We start from the raw sequence: 18647 nt of genomic DNA on the forward strand, positions 1-18647 counted from the left end.
GAGGCGATCATGCGGGCTGCCGTGCTGCACGGGGTGGGAAAGATCGCGCTGGAGGAGCGGCCGCGGCCCGAGCCCGGCCCCCGGGAGGTGCTCGTGCAGGTCTCGTCCGTCGGGACCTGCGGCTCGGACGTGCACTACTACGAGCACGGGCGGATCGGCGACTTCGTGGTGGAGTCGCCGCTGGTGCTCGGTCACGAACCGTCCGGGACCGTGGTCGGCGCCGGGTCCGACGCCCACCGGCACCGCCCGGGGCAGCGGGTCTCGCTGGAGCCGGGGGTGCCGGACTTCACCTGCCGGCAGTGCCGGGCCGGGCGGTACAACCTCTGTCCCCGGATGCGGTTCTTCGGCACGCCGCCGGTCGACGGGGCCTTCTGCGAGTACGTGACCGTCCACGAGGAGTTCGCCTACCCCGTACCGGATGATCTGTCCGATGACGCCGCCGCGCTGATCGAGCCGCTGTCGGTGGCCGTGTGGGCCTGCGGCAAGGCGCGGGTCGGGCCGGGCAGCCGGGTGCTCGTCACCGGCGCGGGCCCGGTCGGGCTGCTCTGCCTGCAGGCCGCGCGGGCCTTCGGCGCCACCGACGTCATGGTCACCGACGTCAACCCCGTCCGGCTCGGGCTGGCCCGCGACCTGGGTGCGAGCGCGACCCTCGACCCGCGCGCGGACCGCCTGCTCGACGCCGCGTTCGACCCCGACGTGCTGCTGGAGTGCTCGGGCCATCCGGCCGCCGCCGGACAGGCCATCCGGGCGGTGGGACGGGCCGGGCGGATCGTCCTCATCGGCATGGGCGGGGACGAGATCCCGCTGCCGCTGACCCACGTACAGGCTCACGAGCTCGAGGTGACGGGCACCTTCCGCTACGCCAACACCTGGCCGCAGGCCATCGAGCTGGCCGCCTCGGGGCGCGTCGAGCTGGACGCCCTGGTCACCGGGCACTACGGCCTGGCCGAGGCCGAGCAGGCTCTCACCGCCGGCACCCGCGATCCCGCCCTGGTCAAGGCAGTCGTACGGCCACAGGAGTGATGGCATGTCCAGAGTTCTCTACGACGAGGCGACCCGCATCTACCCCGGGTCCACGCAACCCGCGGTGGACGCCCTGGACCTCGACATCGCCGACGGCGAGTTCCTGGTGCTCGTCGGCCCGTCCGGCTGCGGCAAGTCCACCTCCCTGCGCATGCTCGCCGGGCTGGAACGGGTCGACGGCGGCCGGATCGCCATCGGCGACCGCGACGTCACCCACCTGCCGCCGCGTGACCGGGACATCGCGATGGTGTTCCAGAACTACGCGCTCTATCCGCACATGTCGGTGGCCGACAACATGGGCTTCGCGCTGCGGGTGATGAAGGTCTCCAAGGACGAGCGCAACCGCCGGGTCCTGGAGGCCGCCCGGCTGCTGGACCTGGAGGAGTTCCTCGACCGCAAGCCCAAGGCGCTGTCCGGCGGGCAGCGGCAGCGCGTGGCCATGGGGCGGGCGATCGTCCGCGAACCGCAGGTGTTCCTCATGGACGAGCCGCTGTCCAACCTGGACGCCAAGCTGCGCGTGCAGACCCGCACGCAGATCGCCGACCTGCAGCACCGGCTCGGCGTGACGACGGTGTACGTGACCCACGACCAGGTCGAGGCCATGACGATGGGCGACCGGGTCGCCGTGCTCAAGGACGGGATCCTGCAGCAGGTGGACACGCCGCTGGGCCTGTACCAGCATCCGGCCAACGTCTTCGTCGCCGGCTTCATCGGCTCCCCGTCGATGAACCTGGGCGAGTACCGCGTCGAGGGCGACGAGGTGGTCTTCGGCGGAGCCCGGGTACGGCTGACCCGCGAGACGCTCAAGGCCCTCAAGGAGGAAGGCGGCGACCGGGTCATCCTGGGCTTCCGCCCCGAGGACGTCACCGTGGTCGGCGACGGCGACCAGGACGACGCGACCTTCCTGGTCACCGCCACCGTCGTCGAAGAACTCGGCTCGGACGCCTTCCTGTACGGCCAGTACGCCGACACGACCGATCCGCGACTCCTCGAACAGACCGTCATCGCCCGCGTAGACCCCAACGCGCCACCCGCCAAGGGCGATCGGGTCCGCCTGCGGATCGTGCCGGGCAAGGGCCGCCTCTTCTCCGCGTCCACGGGCCTGTGCCTGCCGGCTTGAGGACCGGCCCGTCGATTCCGACGGGAATGGGCGCAGTGAGTGATCGAACGACCACACTCCGAACATGATTTCCTATCGACACGCTCCGTAATTGAGTCAATACTGCTCGTGTATCTCCCCGATCGTCGTCCCGGACCTTCTCCCCCGCGCCGGTGCGCCGTGTACCGGGACGCAGACAGAACGGAGCACGATGAAGCTCAACCGAGCAGCCCTCACCGCCCTCGCCGCCGCCGCCACCTGCCTGGCCGCCCCGACCCCCGCGACCGCCACCGTCACGAGCGCGACCACCGCGGCCGGCGCCACCGCCGTCCCACCCGGCTACCAGCTCGTCACCCTGCCCAACGCGAACGTGCCCAACTTCCAGCGGCGAACCCTCTACTGCCCCGGCTCCAAGCGGGTCCTCGGCGGCGGCGCCGAGGCGCGCGGCAACGGCGCCATCCTCGTCGGCTCTTTCCCCACCGACGACGGGCGCGGCTGGATCGGCATCGGACGCCAGATCGGCTACAACGACGTCGGCATCAGCGTCTTCGCCATCTGCGTCGACTGACCTTACGGCGCTGAGGCCCGCTGAGGCCCATGGAGAAGTGCGGCCGGTCGTGCTGATCCACGACTACCCGCTCGACGCGCGCTCCTGAGACAAGCAGGAGCGCGCGCTGCTCCTCCGAAGCAATCAGATGAAGACCGACGGACACTGATACGAACCACAGCGGCTACCAACCCTCGTGGGCGATCCGCCGGGAGAACAGCCGACCAGGGCTCACGCCGAGAGCGCTCGCTCTTCCCCGAGCACGAGTGCGAGCAGCGTTCCCAGTTGGTCCAGCTGGTCGGTGGTCAGGCCGGCGAGGGAGCGTTCGAACACGGCGGTGACGCGCCGGTGGCCTTCGCTGCGGATCGCCTCGCCCTTGTCGGTGATGCTGTGCCGGACCGCCCGTCCGGGCGCGGGCACGCGCTCGATGAGCCCGCGATCGACCATCCGCGCGGCGAGGGTGCCGAACGACTGGTCGGTCTGGAATGTCAGTTGCGCCAGGTCGTGCAGTGATGCGTCGGGGTTCTGGTGCAGGTGGCGCAGGGTGTCCCACTGCACGAGGGACACCCCGAGGTCGGCGAGGGCGGCGGTCAGGGCACGGTGGTGGCGGTGCTGGACGCGCTTGACGAACAACCCGACCTCCTGAACAGAGCGAGCCATACCCGTAGCTTAGCGCAACCTCGGGACCCTTATATAAGCTTGTTTATATAAGGATTCTGTTCTAAGGTTCCTTCATGGCGGTGACAGTGGTTCTCCCGCAACGGCCGGCCTTCTCCCCCCGCCACCCCTGTCAACCGGCCGAAGGAGACATCATGTCCACCACCACGCACACCGTCACCCGCCCCGGCTCCACCACCCCGGTCGAGCTCACCGTCGACGAGGTCGGCGCCGCCGGTCACCCGTTCCTGCTGCTGCACGGCGGCGCCGGACCCGCTTCCGTCCTGCCGTTCGCGACCTACCTGGCCCAGAACCGGTCGGCCCGCGCCCTGGTTCCCACCAACCCCGGCTTCAACGCCACCCCCCGCCCCGATGACCTCGCCGACGTCCGCGCCCTGGCCGGCCTCTACGTCGCCCTGCTCGAACAGCTCGACCTGCGCGACGTCACCGTCGTCGGCAACTCCATCGGCGGCTGGGTCGCCGCCGAGATCGCCCTTCTGGCCAGCCCGCGCGTCTCCAGCATCGTGATCGTCAACGCCGTGGGCTTGGTCGTCCCGGACCACCCGGTCGCGGACTTCTTCTCCCTCACCCTGGACCAGCTGACGGACCTGTCCTACGACGACCCGTCACGCTTCCGGCTCGACCCCACCGGCTTCAGCGACGCCCAGAAGGCGGTCCTGGCCACCAACCGGCAGGCCATCGCCATCTACGCGGGCAGGGACATGACCGACCCCACCCTGGCCGCCCGGCTCGCCGCGGTCACGGTGCCCACCTTGGTGCTCTGGGGCCAGAGCGACCGCGTCGTCGACCCCGACTACGGCCGGGCCTACGCCGCGGCCATCCCCGGCTCGACCTACCACCCTCTGTCCGGCACCGGCCACCTGCCGCAACTGGAAACCCCCGCCCTCGCCCTCGCCCCCATCTGGGACTTCGCCGACAAGCACGCCACCGACCGCTGACCATCACCGCGACCGCGGACGTCCCGGCCGCGACCGCGGACGTCCCGGCCGCGATCGCGAACAGCGGCCTCGATCTCCGGCGAGGAGTCCTCATCCTCCGGCGGAGATCGAGGCGGCCGCCGTCAGTGGTGGTGGCCGTTGCGGCCGAGGGTCTCCACAGGGGTCGCGTCGGGGCGGGTCCACTGCGGCACGGGGCGGCTGGTCGGGCCCCACGTGGCGTTCCCGTCCGCGTCCGAGCGCCAGGACCAGCACGCGCTGCCTCCGGCGGGCCGGCCCTCCGGATTGTCCTCCCACGCCTCGCCACGGCCGTAGGGCGTCAGGTCGAGCAGGGCCATGGACCCGTTGACCCGCTCGTTGCCCCGGCCCGTCGTGGCGTAGGTGAGGAACACGCGGTCCCCGTCGCGCAGGAAGCAGGTCAGGTGACCCATGCCGACCGGCAGGTCCACGTCGCGCACCGAGTACCAGGGCTGGGTGTAACCCATGAACTCCACGTAGGAGGCCACCTCGTCCCACCGGCCCGTGGTCACGATGGCGAACGAGACGCCGCGGGCGTTGAGGTAGACGGCGTCCTTCAGGTGCCAGGCCGTGGTGGTGCAGCCCTCGCACTGCCCCTGGTGCGGCGCGCCGTCGTACCACATGTGCTGGTAGACCACGAGCTCGTCGCGGCCCTGGAACAGGTCCAGGAACGGGACCGGCCCGTCGGGGCCGACCACCTCGACCGTCCCGTCGAGCTCCACCATCGGCAGCCGGCGGCGGGCCGCGGCCAGGGCGTCGCCCTCGCGCGTGTGCGCCTTCTCCCGGACCAGAAGCTCGTCACGAGCGGCCTGCCAGGTGGCCAGGTCGACGACGGGCGGACGGCCGGGCAGCGCGGTGGTCGGGTCATTCGGCACGGTCGTCATGGTGTCCTCCGTGGTGTCTCGTGCCAGGCGACGTCGTACGGCCATCGCCCGGTGGCGGTCATCAGAACAGACCCGCGCCCCGGCCGAAACTCATCGCGGCACGGTGTCGCTCCCCCCACTCGCCCGCCCGAGCAGCGCCTTCCGGAGCCGCTCCTCGCGGCCCCCAGGCTGACGGGGTCACGGAAGGAACCACCGACGTTCAGGAGCAGACGCTCAAGGCCCTCAAGGAGGAAGGCGGCGACCGGGTCGTCCTGGGCTTCCGCCCCGAGGACGTCACCGTGGTCGGCATCGCCTTCTCCTCCGACCGCGAGACCGAGCGCTGAAAGCCTGAGCGTCAGCGGCTCAGGTGTACTGGTTGTCTCGGTCCGCGCTGTAGGCGAAAGCCCGGATCCCGCCTGATCGGGCGTAGACCTGCACCTTCAGGTAGACCTTCGCTATGGGCTTGGTGCCGGTGCGGGTGATGTTTCCGAAGTTGGTGCCGTGGTCGCCGCAGCCGTTGGTGTCCTTCCTCCAGGCGCTTCTCCCGGTGGTTCCGTCGGTGTGCGTCCAGACAATCTGGGCTCGCACCGGAAGGTTGTCGCCGGGACAGAGGTCGCGCACCGTGAAGTTCCGAAAGACGACCTTCTTCCGGTTGACGAAGTCGACGGTCGTCCGGACGGACCCGCCACCGTAGCGGCTGCCCGGGACGTTCGTGCGGGCGGAGGACACTCCGTCTTGCGCCTGCGCCGGGATTGGCACCAGCAGCCCGCTCAACGCGGCGATGCCCATCACGGCGCCCAGCATGCGTGTCTTCAACAGTCCTCCAGCAAGAGATGTTTCGGTTGGCCTTGGGGCGTGAACTTCAGCGCTCCCGCGTGGCCGGCGGGGGAGATGCGCGAGGTATCGCCTCGTGGCGGATCGCGACGAAGAACGGCGATCGATGGTGCGGGGGCCCTGCCTGAGGGTCAGGTCTCGAAGGTGAACGTCCCGCGCAGGACGGTGTCCCGCCCGCTCCAGTAGCTCTCGTAAGCGGCCCGGTAGGTGACGTCTTCGAAGCCGGGGAGCACCGCACAGGTGGCGCCGGGGTGCCGGATGTTGTCGTCTCTGATGACGATGGGCTTTCCGACCACGCCCGGGCGGGTCAGGGTCACCTCCACCCAGGCCGTCCCTGTGGTGTCATCGGCCCGGACACACAGCTCGTTGGCGGGGTCGGCGTAGCGGACGATCCCGTCGCCGACGTCCCGTTGAAAACTCGCCGCCAAGGCCGGTTGCGCGAGAATGACGCTCGCCACCGCGACAGCGACGCCGGCAGTGACCGTTCTGAGCACGTTCATCGTTCCTTCTCTCGGACGGAGATCAGCCCTCCGGAGCGCCTCATGCCAGCGGGGTGGCACACGGCCTCCGACGAGGCTTCGCCATGCTCGAAATCCCTGCTGACACGAGCGATTCCGGCGGCCCGAGGTTCACCGGAGTGATCGTTGCACGCGTCGGCAGCAGCGTGGAATACGACGGGAATACGCCCGATCACCCGGCATGGAGATGACTTCGGTTCCACCGCGTGGAGACTGGCTCAGCTCGCCGATACCCTCCGGCGGTGGGAGAGCCCACCGCCGCCCCCGCGAAAGCCGGTTCCGCACGCCGTTCCAGATCTTCTAGGCCGCAGACCAGAACCGGGGACGAACCTCGCCGATCACGGTCGCGACCAGCTCCGCGAGGTCCTGCGCAAGGCCGGACAGCAGGGGGCGGGATGTCACGATGGCACTTCCTCGTTGTCAACGTAGCCAAACGATTTCACGCAGCGTCGAGGGCGAGGCAGGCCCACACGATTTTGCCGCCCGTTCTGGGCCATCGGTAGCCCCACTGTGCGGCCAGCATTTCAACTAGCTGAATACCTCGCCCGCCTTCTTCGTCGAGAGCCGGGGTTTTTAGTTCGGGTGGTTCGCGGCTGGCGTCCCACACCTCGATGACGACATAGTCCCGGATTTCATACAGGCCGACCCATACGTACCTGAGCGTCTCGGCAAACGATCCGTACATGTGGATTTCGTCGTCCGTGGGCTTGACGGACTCGGCCGCCTTGATGACGTTCGTGACGAGTTCGCTGGCGATGAGCTGGGCAACGTCGATCAGTTCAGCTAAACCCCAGGCGACAAGCACTCGCTCGACATGCAACCGCGCGAATGAGGCGGCCACCGGGTGAATGGATAGTTCCATGTAATGCTTTCTTGCTACATTGCCCGATCCGCCATCGTTGCTCATGCCCTCTGTTCCTCTCGCGTATCCCGCCCGGACAGCCAAGCAAGGCCAGTAATCCGGTTCCAGAGCACTTTGGGCCCGCGAATGAGGCAGAAATGCGGCATCGGGTCAGGTGAGCAGGACAGTTGTACGTCCGACGTTTTACGCTTACTTGTGGCGATGGGAGTTCAGCGCGTGACACTGAAGCGAGCTCGGTTCATCCAACGGCGCAAGGCGGTCGGCTACAGCCAGGAGGCGCTGGCCGATGCTCTGAGCGTCGAGCGTTCCACTACCGGCCGGTGGGAACGGGCCGAAACCGAACCACAACCGTGGCTACGTCCCAGGCTGGCGGCGTTGCTCAAGGTTACGACCGCCGAGCTCGAAGAGCTGCTGGCCGACATCACCGCCCTGCCCGGCAAGCCCGCCGACTACGTGTTGCACTCGTCGGTGCCGCTCGACTTCTCACTGACCCGCAGCCAAACGGTAAAGATCATGGAAGGCTTCTCTACCTACGACATCGCCTCCAGGCGTCAGGTGATCGCCGAGCTGGCAGTGCTCGCCGGCTCGGCCTTGCTGCAACCCGTACGCCAATGGGTCGCCAACCTGCCGGTAGTGCCGGTGGGCGGCCATGCGACACACGACGACGTAGCCGAGCTGGAGCAGGCCGTCATGCTGTTCAGGCGATGGGACGCCTCAGGGGCGGGCGGACTGCGGCGTAAGGCGGTGATCGGCCAGTTGAACGCCGTCACCGAAAGCCTGACTGAGCACCACCCTGCCGAGGTCGCCCGACGACTGTTCCTCATCACTGCCGAGCTGGGACAGCTGGCAGGTTGGATGGCTTATGACCAAGGGTTGCCGGGCATGGCGCAGCGCTACTACCTGCTCGCCTTGCATGCCTGCCGTGAAGCTGCCGCCCCTGCGCTCGGCGCAAAGATCATCGGCGACATGACCCAGTTGTCCACTGCTCGCGGTACCTTCGAGGACAGCTTGGGCTTGGTGCGTGCGGCGCTCTACAGCCTGCCGCGCGGAGCGAATGAGCTGGTACGCGCTGAGCTGCTGGGACTGGAAGCCAGAGCTTACGCGCAGCTTGGGCAGCGGGAGGCCGGTAACGCCGCTCGAAGTGCCGATGCCTGCGTCGAGGTCTGGGCCGAAGCCCAAGGCGACACACCCCCTGACTGGCTGCACTACATGAACCAGGCCGAAGTGGACTGCCTGGCGGCCAACACGTTCACAGAACTGGCCCTGCGAAGCACAGCGCCAGAGCGTTGGCGGCGCTACGCGGCTCGTGCCGAAAGTCATACGCTGAGCGCACGCTCAAGTCGGGATCAGGGCTATACCCGCAGCCGCATCTTCGACGAGATTCGCTTGGCCAAGGTGCGATTGGCACAGCGGGAGCCGGTGGAATCGGTGGCCGTGGCGCGCACCTCCTTGCGGCTCGCGGAGCCCGTTCGTTCGTCGTTGGTGGTGGATTGGCTGGTCCGGTTCGATGGTGAACTGCTGGCTCGCCATCCGGATTGCTCCGAAGCCGCCGTATTCCACGATGAGCTACGCGACTACCTACGCAGGGCAGCGCCACAGAGGGAGCGTGAGCTGGTTGGGCACGGGGATTGACTACCAGGCGCTGAACGGCCAGGAAGCCGCCCAGCACCTGAACGAACTCACCGACCTCTACACGGAGGTGTACTCCGAGCCCCCTTACGCATGGGGGCCGGAACACGCCGCGCTGTTCCGCGAACGGTTCGACGTGCAGCGCCGGCAGGAGGGGTTCACGTTGGTTACGGCCGGCGAGCACGGGCATCTGGTCGGCTTCGGCTTCGGCGTGACCCTCCAGCCGACCACCCCGTGGTGGCGAAACTTGCTCACGCCATTGCCCGATGACCTGACGGCAGAACGGCCTGGCCGGACCTGGGCGTTGGTCGAGCTGCTGGTACGCGCGCCGTGGCGGCGCCGGCATGTAGCCCAGACCATCCACGACACGTTGCTGGCAGGCAGGTCAGAAGAACGGGCCACGCTGACCGTGTTGCCGGCGGCCAGGCCTGCCCTGGCTGCGTACCGCACATGGGGGTGGACACAGGTCGGGCAGAAGCGGAACCCCCTGCCGGGGGCGCCGATCTTTGCCGTGATGCTGAAGGGGCTGAGAGTGTGACTACGATCTGCCCATTCGCCGCACCACCACCGTCTCAGGAGCCCGCGCCGAGGTGGCGTTCGGCCCACTGGGTGATGTCGCGACGTTCGATCGCCGCCGCCATCAGGTCAGGGAAGGCGTCGGGCGTGCACGCGAACGCGGGCACGCCCAGCGCCGCCAGGGCGGCGGCGTTCTCGTGGTCGTAGAACGGCGCCCCCTCGTCCGAGAGCGCCAGCAGCACGATCACCTGCACCCCCGCCTGGGTCATGGCGGCCACCCTGCGCAGCATCTCCAGCCGGACCCCGCCCTCGTACAGGTCGCTGATCAGCACGAAGATGGACTCCGCCGGCCTGGTGATGAGCCCCTGGCCGTACGCGATGGCCCGGTTGATGTCGGTGCCGCCGCCGAGCTGGGTGCCGAAGAGCAGCTCCACCGGGTCGTGCAGCTGGTCGGTCAGGTCCACCACCGCCGTGTCGAACACCACCAGGGACGTCTTCAGCGACCGCATCGACGCCAGCACCGCCCCGAACACGCTCGCGTACACCACCGAGGCCGCCATCGACCCGCTCTGGTCGATGCAGAGCACCACCTCCCGCTGGACCGCCCGCTGCCTGCGCGCGTATCCGACGAGCCGCGACGGCACGACGGTGTTCTTCTCCGGGAGGTAGTTCTTCAGGTTCGCCCTGATCGTCCGGTCCCAGTCGATGTCGGCCACCCGCTTGGGCCGGTGGGTGCGGGCGGAGCGGTCGAGCGCGCCGGTGACGGCCGTCCTGGTCTTCTGGGCGAGCCTGCGCTCCAGGTCCCGCACCACCCTGCGGACCACCGCCCTGGCCGACTCGCGCGCCTGGTCGGGCATCACCCGGTTGAGCGCGAGCAGCGTGCCGACCAGGTGCACGTCCGGCTCCACGGCCTCCAGCATCTCCGGCTCCAGCAGCAGCCGGGTCAGGTTCAGCCGTTCGATGGCGTCCTTCTGCATCACCTGGACGACCGTGGACGGGAAAAATGACCTGATGTCGCCCAGCCACCTCGCCACGCGCGGCGCCGACGCGCCGAGTCCGGCTCCTCTGCCGCCCTGCCCGCCGCCCTGTTGCTCTCCGTAGACGGCGGCCAGCGCGCTGTCCATCGCCGCGTCGTCGCCCTGCAGCCCGCACCCGGTGCCGTCCGCCTCGCCGCCGCCCAGCACCATGCGCCACCTGCGCAGCCGCTCATCCATGCGCTCTCCCCAAGATCGCCAGCACCGTCGTCGCCGCGGCCGCCGCGCGCCGCTCGTCCAGCTCCGCCTCGACCACCTCCGCACGCCTGCCACCCGACCGGACGCGCTCGCCGATGGCCCTGCGCTCCGGTACGGCGAAGCCGCCGAACGTACGCCTGAGCAGCGGCAGCACCTCGATGAACTGGTCGCCGCCGAGCCCGGTCAGCCACTCGTCCACCAGGGCGAGCAGCCGGGGATCGTGCACCAGCAGCAGCCCGCCGCCCGACAGGAACCCCTCCACCCAGGCCGCCGCCCTGACCGGCGTCTGCCCCCGGGACATCGCCCTGGACATCCGGTCCCCGGCGTCGTCGAGCTCGCCCGCGTCCAGCAGAATCCTGGTCAGCCGCCCCTCGATGAGCCCGTGCAGGTCCTGCCGATCACAGATGCCACGCAACGTCACCAGCCACCGACCACGCGGCGTGGTCCCCCGCACCACGTCCGTCCCCGCCTGTCCCCCGTCCTCGTCTGGGGCCGGTGCGGGCGTCCGTGCCTGACCTGCGCCCTCGTCGAGCAGGGCGACAGCGGTGTGTACGGCGTCAACATGGCCGAGCAGGTCGGCCGCCGCGCCGTCGTCCAGGCCGGTGACCGAGACGGGCAGGCCCACGCAGATCCGGTCCGCCATCGAGTGCACGATGACCGCCAGCCCGTCGGCCGAGGTGCCGCGCACGTCCCCGTACCGATGGGCGCGGACCATCGCCGGCAGCGCCGCCATCAGCTGCGTGACGTCGGTGTCGAGCGCGGCCCGCGCCGACAGGGCGGCCAGCACCTCGGGCAGCGCCTCCGGCAGGTCGGCCAGCAGACACCGCTCCACCAGAGCGGTCAGGTCGGCCAGCGACCCGCCCTTCCCCGCCCCCGGCGCCACGCCACCCGTCCCAGGAGCTCCCGTTTTCGGAGCGGAAGGAGCGGGGGGTCCGCCGCTGCCGGGCCCACCGCCGCTCGGGTGCCCGGCCGACGGTGGGGTGACCGCGCCGGAGGCCAGGTCGCGGGCGTACTGGGTGGCCGCGCCGGACACCGTGGTGCCCAGGGCAGCGCGCTCGATCAGCGCCAGGTCGAACTCCGGCTGCCAGCACAGCGTCCACGTCTCCCGGAACGTGCCCTTGCCACGCGAGACGCCCGGCACCCCCCAGTCCACGCCGAGCAGCCGCAACCGGTGCAGCAGGTGACTGCGGGTCAGGTCGAGCGGCTTGCGCAGGTCCAGGTCGAGCTCGCGATCGAGCGCCTCCGGCCGCAGCCGCACCTTGCGCTGCTGATCGCGCAGGTCCCGCTGCAGCGGAACCATGGGTGTGCCGTCGGTGACGTGCCCGAGCCGGTCGCCGACCACCATCCGCCGCTGGATCAGCTCGACGGCCAGGTCGTCCCCCTCACACAGCACCGCTCGGGCCGCCTCGGTCACCTCGCTCAGCCCGGCCAGCGGCCGCCCGCGCAGCCCGGCCAGGCTGTTCGCCAGCCGTACCGACTCGATCACGTGCGCCGGCGACACCGGCAGCCCCTCGTCGCGGAGCGCGGCCGCCGCCCCCGCCAGCCACCGCTCCACCGGCCGGTCCGCCGCCGCGAACAGGTGGTCGTACCAGCCGGGCGAGGTGATCCCCGCCCCATAACCGCTCCACCACGCCAGCCGCCCGTACGTCCACGGCACCCAGGTCAGCTCGGCCTTCACCTTGGGCAGCCCGCGCAGCAGCGCGTTGTCGTCCTTCACCGGGGGCAGCGGCTCGGTCAGCGCGGGCACGTGCCAGGCGCCGCAGACGACCACGATCCGCTCGAAGCCCTCCTTGAGCGCCGCCCGGAGTGTCTTGCGCATGTACGCCTCACGCCTGGCCTCCCGCTCGTCCGGCCGGTACCCCTCCCGGACGACGGCCATGGCCTCGGCGATCACCTCGAACGGCGTGTCGCCCCGGTGCTCGACGACGTCCTCCCACCACCGCTCGGGATCGTCATGCCCGGCCGCCCGCGCCAGCGCCCCGATGGGATCGACCCGCAACTCCCCCGCTTCGGGTCCATCCTGAGACCCGGTCTCAGGCCGGCCCTCGATGCCGGGCTCGGGTGCCGGATGTGATGCGGGCTCGACCCCAGGCACCACCGGCTCGAGCTGGGGCTCGGCCAGGGTGTGGGCGGCCGGTAGGTCGCAGAAACGTACCGGAATGCCGGCCGTGACCCCGTACAGGATGGCCTGCCACTCCGGTGAGAAGGTGGCGAACGGCCAGAAGGCGGCGCCGGCCGAGGTGCCCGGGACGTGGGCCAGCAGCGCGACCGGCGGCTCCAGGTCGGGTGCGAGGCTGACGAGCGCGTCCGCCTCCGGCGGGCCCTCGATGAGGATCACGTCGGGGCGCAGGCGCGCGAGCTCGGCCCGCACGGCCCGGGCCGAGCCGGGGCCATGGTGGCGCACGCCGAGGATCGAGACGCTCACGACACCTCGCGGCAGGCACGGTAGAACTCACGCCAGTCGGACCGCTCGCGGACGACCGTCTCCAGGTATTCGCGCCACACCACCCGGTCCGACACCGGCTCCTGCACCACCGCGCCGACGATGCCCGACGCCACGTCCGACGGCCGCAGCACGCCGTCGCCGAAGTGCGCCGCCAGGGCGATGCCGCTGGTCAGGACCGAGATGGCCTCGGCCGTGGACAGGGTGCCGCTGGGTGACTTGACCTTGGTACGGCCGTCCTCGGTCACGCCGGAACGCAGCTCGCGGAAGATCGTCACCACCCGGCGGATCTCGGCCAGGCCGGTGCTCGTCTCCGGCAGCTCCAGCGAACGGCCGAGCTGGGTGACACGCCGGGAGACGATGTCCACCTCCTCCTCGGCGGTGGCGGGCACCGGCAGCACGACGGTGTTGAAGCGGCGGCGCAGCGCGCTGGACAGCTCGTTCACGCCCCGGTCGCGGTCGTTGGCGGTGGCGATCACGTTGAAGCCGCGCTCGGCCTGGACCTCCCGGTTGAGCTCCGGGATGGGCAGGGTCTTCTCCGACAGCACCGTGATCAGCGCGTCCTGCACGTCGGAGGGCATCCGGGTGAGCTCCTCCACCCGCGCCACCCGCCCTTCGGCCATCGCCCGCATCACCGGCGACGGGGTCAGCGCCTCCATGGACGGGCCCTCGGCCAGCAGTCTGGCGTAGTTCCAGCCGTACCTGATGGCCTCTTCGGCGGTGCCGGCCGTACCCTGCACGAGCAGGGTGGAGTCGCCGCTGACGGCGGCGGCGAGGTGCTCCGACAGCCAGGTCTTCGCCGTGCCCGGCACGCCGAGCAGCAGCAGCGCCCGGTCGGTCGCCAGGGTGGCGACGGCGACCTCGACAATGCGCCGGGCGCCGACGTATTTGGGGGAGATCCGGTCGCCGTCGCCCAGGATGTAGGTGGTGACCGCCCACGGCGACAGCTTCCAGCCCGGCGGCCTGGGACGATCGTCGTCCTTGGCGAGCAGGGCCAGCTCGTCGGCATACTGGTCTTCCGCGTGGGGGCGCAGAACGGTCATGAGAGCTCCTTGATCATGTCGGCTCGGAAACGCAGGAGGGCGGCGACCTGCTGGATGGGCGGGACCGGCGAGAAGCCCTCCGCCAGGCCGGTGAGCGCGGGATCGATGCGCTCACCCGCCAGGGTGACCAGCTCGCCGAGGTTCCACGGCTGGGTGGTGGCCATCTGGATGATCTTGCGGAGCACGGCGGTGGCCAGCGTCTCCTGCCACCGCGGCGACACGCCTCCCAGCACCATGATCAACTGGCTGTCCGGGTCGCGCTCCTTGGTGAAGTCGGCGGCCAGCGCCTGCTGCTCCTCCGGCCCGAGCGCCTCGAGCAGGTCGGAGATGGGATCCCAGGCGAACATCGCCCGCGCCCACTCCGGCTCCCGTTGCAGCACCGCCGCGCGCACCCAGGCCGTCTTCACCTCGCTGTCCCAGTCGAGGATCTTCTTGCGCAGCATCTCGCCGGGCGGCACCCCCCACATCTGCAGCGGCGCGCGGGCGATCACCTGCTGCAGCCACCACGCCCGCTCCCCGACGCCACGCGGCGTCTTGGGCCTGATGCCGTCACGCTCCATGGCCTTGTCGCAGCTCGACGGCGCTTCCACGGTGATCGTGGCCGGCCCGACGGTCAGGCAGGTCCTGGCCCGCTCCGCCATCCGCCGCGACAGCCGCGAGGCGGGCAGCCGGGTGAGCAGGTTCGCGGCCCACTGGCGCACCTCGCGTCTGCGGTCGTCCAGCGCCGACTCCAGGAACGGCTCGTCGTCCATCGACAGCCCCTCGGCCAGCACCTCCACGAACACCGCCCGGTCCTCGGGCGTCTCCCGCTCCCAACTGCTCTCCAGCAGCCGCCGCGCCTCGCCCGGCTCGGCCGCCCTGAGCCGGCGCAGGTGGTCGCGCCGGTCCGCGGCCCTGCCCAGTTCCCACGTCTCCCCCGTCGGCTCTTCCAGCAGGTACGCCCACACGGGGTTACGCTCGGCCAGCCACCGGCCGCGACGGCCCGCCAGCACCCCGAGATCCGCCCGGATCGAGTCGTCCCGCCTGCCTCGATGCAGCAACTCGGGCAGCAGGTAGGCGGGCACCCGCCGGCCGGCGCCGGCCGCGACGGCCAGCCACTCGGGCAGCACCCTCTCGTGCTCGCCGCCCAGGATCCTGACCAGCCGCTCGGCCGCGCGCCTGCTGACGGCGTCCTGCTCCTCATCGGCCGCACGCGCCGGCTCCCCCGGCCGGGCCGGCCGCCACCCGGCCCGCCGCCGCACCACCTCAACGGCCGCGCTGCCGAGCAGATCTCCGGGGTACGGCCTGCGATCGGTCCCCACCAATGCCGTCGAGGCCAGGTCATCCCAGCTCACCAGATCACCGCCACCTTGTCTCCACCCGAGCTCAAAGGATCACCGCCGCCTCGAATTCGTCCCCGCTCACAGTCTTCGTCCGAGCTCACATGACCACCGCTGCCTTGTCTTCGTCCGAGCTCAAAGGATCACCGTCGCCTCGGCCTCGTCCCAGGTCGTCAGGGGCCGGATGCCTCGGGGGGTCCATTCGGCGGCCACCGTCACGGGCCGGCCGCCGGACACGGCGAGCAGCCGCCAGATGTCGCCGATGCGCGGATGCAGCGGAAAACCGCCGAGCGCACTCTCCTCGGGTACGACATCCGCCAGCACGATCGGCCACGAATCGGCCCACGGATCCCCCGCCAGGACAGCGGCGATCTCCTCCATCGCCTCCTCGGGCGTCACCCCCGGCGGAACCTTGCCCTCGGCCACCACCGAGCCGCCGCCCCGGACCGCGGTGGGTTCGGGCGTTCTGTGGCGGGTGGCGACCAGGGCCCGCAGAGGTGAGGCTCCTGGGTAGAAGACGAGGTCGGCGTCGAGCGTGGTGCCCGTGACCAGCGAGGCGTCCAGGGCCTGGCCGGGCGGGGCGAACGACAGGATCAGCGCCGCCCGGCCCGTGCGGCGGCCGCGCAACCATACGCGGCGGGCGGCGAGCCGGTCCTGCTCCTCGTCGCGGCTGCCGAGCACGTCCCATCGGTCGCGCGTCACCGGCCCGGCCAGGACTTCCTCACGCGTGACCGGGAAGCCGACGCGCATCAGAACCGTCTGCGCCAGCTCGGCGGGCAGTTCGGCCCGCTGCCTGTAGGCGACCGCGAGAAGGTTGAGCAGGGCGTACTCCTCCAGGAGCCGCCCCGGCCAGCCGTCCCCCGCCCGCACCCGCGCCAGCCGCGACACGATGCCCGCCACACCGGGCGCCTGCGCGTCGATGAGCCGCTTGGCCAGCCCGTCCCAGTCGCTCTCGACAGCCCCCGACAGCCCTTGCCGCACCTGGTCCGCCAGCCAGCGCTCCAACTCCGCCAACCCCGCCGCGACCCGCGTATGCCGTACGGACTCCGCCCCCCGCCCGCCCAAGCCCGCGACAGCGTGCGCACCGCCGGCCCCCTCCAGACCATCGCCACCCGCGCCCGAAACGCCACCCACGCCAGAAGCGCGGTCCAAGCCCGCAGCACTGTCGGAACCATCCGGCCCTGCTACACCGTCCGGGTTCTCGGCAGCCGCGGAATGGCCGGCTTCCGTTCGCGCGGCCTCGGCTCGCGCGGCCTCCGTCCGGGCGGCTTCGGCTCGGGCGGCGTCCACGCGGGACGCCGACTTGGCGGCGCGGTCAGCGCGCTGGGCCAGCCACTCGGCCGTCCACGGCGGAACCGCCTCCGCCTCGGGCACCTCGTCGGCCGACCACAGCAACAGCAGCCCGAGCGCGTGCTTGCAGGGGAACTTGCGACTGGGGCAGGAGCACCGGTAGGCGGGCTCGGTCAGGTCCACGGCCGCCAGGTAAGGCTTGGCGCCGCTGCCCTTGCACTCGCCGAACACCACATCGCCTGTCGTGCCGCGTAACGACCATTTGCCCGGTGTCGCCACGCCCTGCGCCGCCTTCTTGGACGGCGCGTCGGGGGCGAGGGCGAGGACCTGATCTCGGCTCCACCGTTGGATCACTCGTTGCACACTAGCCACGCGGACCGACATTTCGCGCCCCTGCCGACACACCGCCACCACTCCGAAACCTCCGCGCGACCCTCCCCGCATCCAGCAGGCAAAACCCAGGGAGCCGCCTCCCACATCCGGCATGCGGATCCGGGCGACCGCTCCCGCAACCGGCAGGCAAACCCGGGGAGCCACCCCCGCAACCGGCACGCTGATCCGCGCGGACCGTACAATCGGCGGGTGCAGCTGATGATCTATCCCGAGGGCCCGACGGTCGAGGTCGCCGACGAGGCGGAGGCGCTGGCGAGCGGCCTGGAGGGGCAGCTGGTCCTCGACGGCACCCGCTTCCTGCGGCGTGACGTCACCGGGGCGCCGGTCGCCTTCGTCGAGCGCCCGACGATCGCCGACGCGCTGGATCTGCTCCCGCATCCTGAGGGCGGCTGGTTCAGGGAGACCTGGCGGTCCGCAGTGTCGTTCCGGCCGGACGGCTACGGCGGCCCACGGGCGAGCGCCACCGGCATCTACTTCCTGCTGCGCCCCGGTGAGGAGTCGGTGCCGCACCGGGTGCGTTCCGACGAGGTGTGGCTGTGGCACCGGGGCGGGCCGCTGAGCCTGACCATCGGCGAGGAGCGTGTGGTGCTGGGGCCGCTGGTCGAGGAGGGCCAGGTCCCGCAGGCGGTCGTCCCCGGCGGCGTCTGGCAGTCGGCCAGGCCGGCGGGCGGCGAGGAGGTGCTGGTGAGCTGCGTCGTCTCACCGGGCTTCGACTTCGCCGACTTCACGGCCTGACAGGACATGCGGCCGGTACATAGCCGATCTCGCGACCAGCCCGAAAAGCGCGAACCATCCAACCTGCGGGAAAATTGGGCATGAAGGTTGAAGCGAGACGCGGCCTATGCGTGTGATGGTCGGTGTGGTCTCTCTCCGATGAGTCGCTCATGGACAGAATGGCAGCAGGTGACGCGGAGGCGACGGTCGTCTTCGTACGGCGGTTCCAGCCGAGGGTCTACGGGCTCGCGGCCAGCGTGGTGGGCGATCCGGGGCTGGCGGAGGAGGTCGCGCAGGACGCCTTCGTGCGCGCCTGGCGCCACGCGGCGGCCTACGACCCACGGCGCGGGCGGGTCGCCTCCTGGCTGCTCACCATCACCCGCAACCTCGCCATCGACGCCGTACGCCTGCGCCGCGACCACCCGGTCGACCCGGACCGCCTGCTGAGGCTGCCGGCCACGGCGGGCGACCTGGTCGATGCCGTGGCCGAGCTGGACAGGGTCCGCGCCGAGCTGCGCACCCTGCCGCCCGAGGTGCGCAGGCCGATCCTGCTGTCGATCGTCTACGGGCTGACGGCCGCCGAGATCGCCGCCCGCGACGGGCTGCCGCTGGGCACGGTCAAGACCCGGATAAGGCGCGGCCGCGCCCTCCTCCGCCTGGCCATGAACCCAGCGGGAGCCCTCCTCTGACG

19 protein-coding genes are annotated in these 18647 nt (G+C 70.8%); 9 read left to right on the forward strand and 10 right to left on the reverse strand.

Going from position 1 to position 18647, the window contains the following annotated elements; all coding sequences use genetic code 11:
• The first annotated feature begins 9 nt into the window (after positions 1–9).
• The 3 genes from OHA68_RS41865 to OHA68_RS41875 all read left to right on the forward strand — a co-directional run bounded on the left by OHA68_RS41865 (position 10) and on the right by OHA68_RS41875 (position 2690).
• The gene (locus OHA68_RS41865; protein WP_327105190.1) at positions 10–1023 is read left to right on the forward strand and encodes an NAD(P)-dependent alcohol dehydrogenase; all 1014 of its coding nucleotides are present in this window, start codon (positions 10–12) and stop codon (positions 1021–1023) included.
• A gap of 4 nt (positions 1024–1027) precedes the next feature.
• Positions 1028–2143, forward strand: coding sequence for an ABC transporter ATP-binding protein (locus OHA68_RS41870; RefSeq protein ID WP_327105191.1), 1116 nt, complete (start codon positions 1028–1030; stop codon positions 2141–2143).
• A gap of 190 nt (positions 2144–2333) precedes the next feature.
• The gene (locus OHA68_RS41875) at positions 2334–2690 is read left to right on the forward strand and encodes a hypothetical protein (RefSeq protein ID WP_327105192.1); all 357 of its coding nucleotides are present in this window, start codon (positions 2334–2336) and stop codon (positions 2688–2690) included.
• Positions 2691–2900: 210 nt separating this feature from the next.
• Here the strand turns inward: OHA68_RS41875 and OHA68_RS41880 are convergent, their stop codons facing one another.
• Entirely contained in the window at positions 2901–3329 is a 429-nt protein-coding gene (locus OHA68_RS41880) for a MarR family winged helix-turn-helix transcriptional regulator (protein WP_189144082.1), read from the reverse strand.
• A gap of 152 nt (positions 3330–3481) precedes the next feature.
• Here OHA68_RS41880 and OHA68_RS41885 point away from each other — a divergent pair, with 152 nt between their 5' ends.
• Entirely contained in the window at positions 3482–4285 is an 804-nt protein-coding gene (locus tag OHA68_RS41885; protein ID WP_327105193.1) for an alpha/beta fold hydrolase, read from the forward strand.
• A gap of 122 nt (positions 4286–4407) precedes the next feature.
• Here OHA68_RS41885 and OHA68_RS41890 read toward each other — a convergent pair whose 3' ends face one another.
• A complete protein-coding gene (locus OHA68_RS41890) occupies positions 4408–5184 on the reverse strand; it encodes a DUF899 family protein (RefSeq protein ID WP_327105194.1) in 777 nt (258 codons plus the stop codon).
• Positions 5185–5204: 20 nt separating this feature from the next.
• Between OHA68_RS41890 and OHA68_RS41895 the strand changes: the two genes are divergently transcribed.
• On the forward strand, positions 5205–5507 hold the full coding sequence (locus OHA68_RS41895; protein ID WP_327105195.1) for a hypothetical protein: 303 nt from the start codon (positions 5205–5207) through the stop codon (positions 5505–5507).
• 19 nt (positions 5508–5526) lie between these two features.
• Here the strand turns inward: OHA68_RS41895 and OHA68_RS41900 are convergent, their stop codons facing one another.
• From OHA68_RS41900 to OHA68_RS41910, 3 genes are all read right to left on the reverse strand, one after another.
• The gene (locus tag OHA68_RS41900) at positions 5527–5955 is read right to left on the reverse strand and encodes a hypothetical protein (RefSeq protein WP_327105196.1); all 429 of its coding nucleotides are present in this window, start codon (positions 5953–5955) and stop codon (positions 5527–5529) included.
• 173 nt (positions 5956–6128) lie between these two features.
• Positions 6129–6497: a hypothetical protein gene (locus tag OHA68_RS41905; RefSeq protein WP_327105197.1), complete on the reverse strand. Its 369-nt coding sequence runs from the start codon at positions 6495–6497 to the stop codon at positions 6129–6131.
• A 457-nt stretch (positions 6498–6954) separates the two neighbouring features.
• Entirely contained in the window at positions 6955–7422 is a 468-nt protein-coding gene (locus OHA68_RS41910; RefSeq protein WP_327105198.1) for an ATP-binding protein, read from the reverse strand.
• A gap of 171 nt (positions 7423–7593) precedes the next feature.
• Here OHA68_RS41910 and OHA68_RS41915 point away from each other — a divergent pair, with 171 nt between their 5' ends.
• Together OHA68_RS41915 and OHA68_RS41920 are read left to right on the forward strand one after the other, a co-directional pair.
• On the forward strand, positions 7594–9009 hold the full coding sequence (locus OHA68_RS41915; protein WP_327105199.1) for a helix-turn-helix transcriptional regulator: 1416 nt from the start codon (positions 7594–7596) through the stop codon (positions 9007–9009).
• Complete coding sequence (locus tag OHA68_RS41920; RefSeq protein WP_327105200.1) at positions 8984–9544, forward strand: GNAT family N-acetyltransferase; 561 nt, start codon at positions 8984–8986, stop codon at positions 9542–9544. The genes OHA68_RS41915 and OHA68_RS41920 overlap by 26 nt, the downstream gene beginning before the upstream one ends.
• Before the next feature lie 34 nt (positions 9545–9578).
• Here OHA68_RS41920 and OHA68_RS41925 read toward each other — a convergent pair whose 3' ends face one another.
• The 5 genes from OHA68_RS41925 to OHA68_RS41945 all read right to left on the reverse strand — a co-directional run bounded on the left by OHA68_RS41925 (position 9579) and on the right by OHA68_RS41945 (position 17203).
• Positions 9579–10736: a VWA domain-containing protein gene (locus tag OHA68_RS41925; RefSeq protein WP_327105201.1), complete on the reverse strand. Its 1158-nt coding sequence runs from the start codon at positions 10734–10736 to the stop codon at positions 9579–9581.
• Complete coding sequence (locus tag OHA68_RS41930; RefSeq protein ID WP_327105202.1) at positions 10729–13179, reverse strand: DUF5682 family protein; 2451 nt, start codon at positions 13177–13179, stop codon at positions 10729–10731. Before OHA68_RS41930 ends, OHA68_RS41925 begins: the two co-directional genes overlap by 8 nt.
• Positions 13176–14240 carry an ATP-binding protein gene (locus OHA68_RS41935; RefSeq protein WP_189144093.1) on the reverse strand — a complete coding sequence of 355 codons (1065 nt, stop codon included), beginning with the start codon at positions 14238–14240 and terminating at the stop codon, positions 13176–13178. Before OHA68_RS41935 ends, OHA68_RS41930 begins: the two co-directional genes overlap by 4 nt.
• Complete coding sequence (locus OHA68_RS41940; RefSeq protein WP_327105203.1) at positions 14237–15574, reverse strand: DUF5691 domain-containing protein; 1338 nt, start codon at positions 15572–15574, stop codon at positions 14237–14239. Before OHA68_RS41940 ends, OHA68_RS41935 begins: the two co-directional genes overlap by 4 nt.
• A 120-nt stretch (positions 15575–15694) precedes the next feature.
• Positions 15695–17203: an SWIM zinc finger family protein gene (locus tag OHA68_RS41945; protein WP_327105204.1), complete on the reverse strand. Its 1509-nt coding sequence runs from the start codon at positions 17201–17203 to the stop codon at positions 15695–15697.
• A gap of 237 nt (positions 17204–17440) precedes the next feature.
• Here OHA68_RS41945 and OHA68_RS41950 point away from each other — a divergent pair, with 237 nt between their 5' ends.
• Entirely contained in the window at positions 17441–17977 is a 537-nt protein-coding gene (locus OHA68_RS41950; RefSeq protein ID WP_327109620.1) for a cupin domain-containing protein, read from the forward strand.
• A gap of 149 nt (positions 17978–18126) precedes the next feature.
• Positions 18127–18645: an RNA polymerase sigma factor gene (locus tag OHA68_RS41955; RefSeq protein WP_327105205.1), complete on the forward strand. Its 519-nt coding sequence runs from the start codon at positions 18127–18129 to the stop codon at positions 18643–18645.
• Positions 18646–18647: the final 2 nt, after the last annotated feature.

This window comes from Nonomuraea glycinis, assembly GCF_035920485.1.
In the GTDB taxonomy this organism is placed as follows: Bacteria; Actinomycetota; Actinomycetes; order Streptosporangiales; family Streptosporangiaceae; genus Nonomuraea; species Nonomuraea glycinis.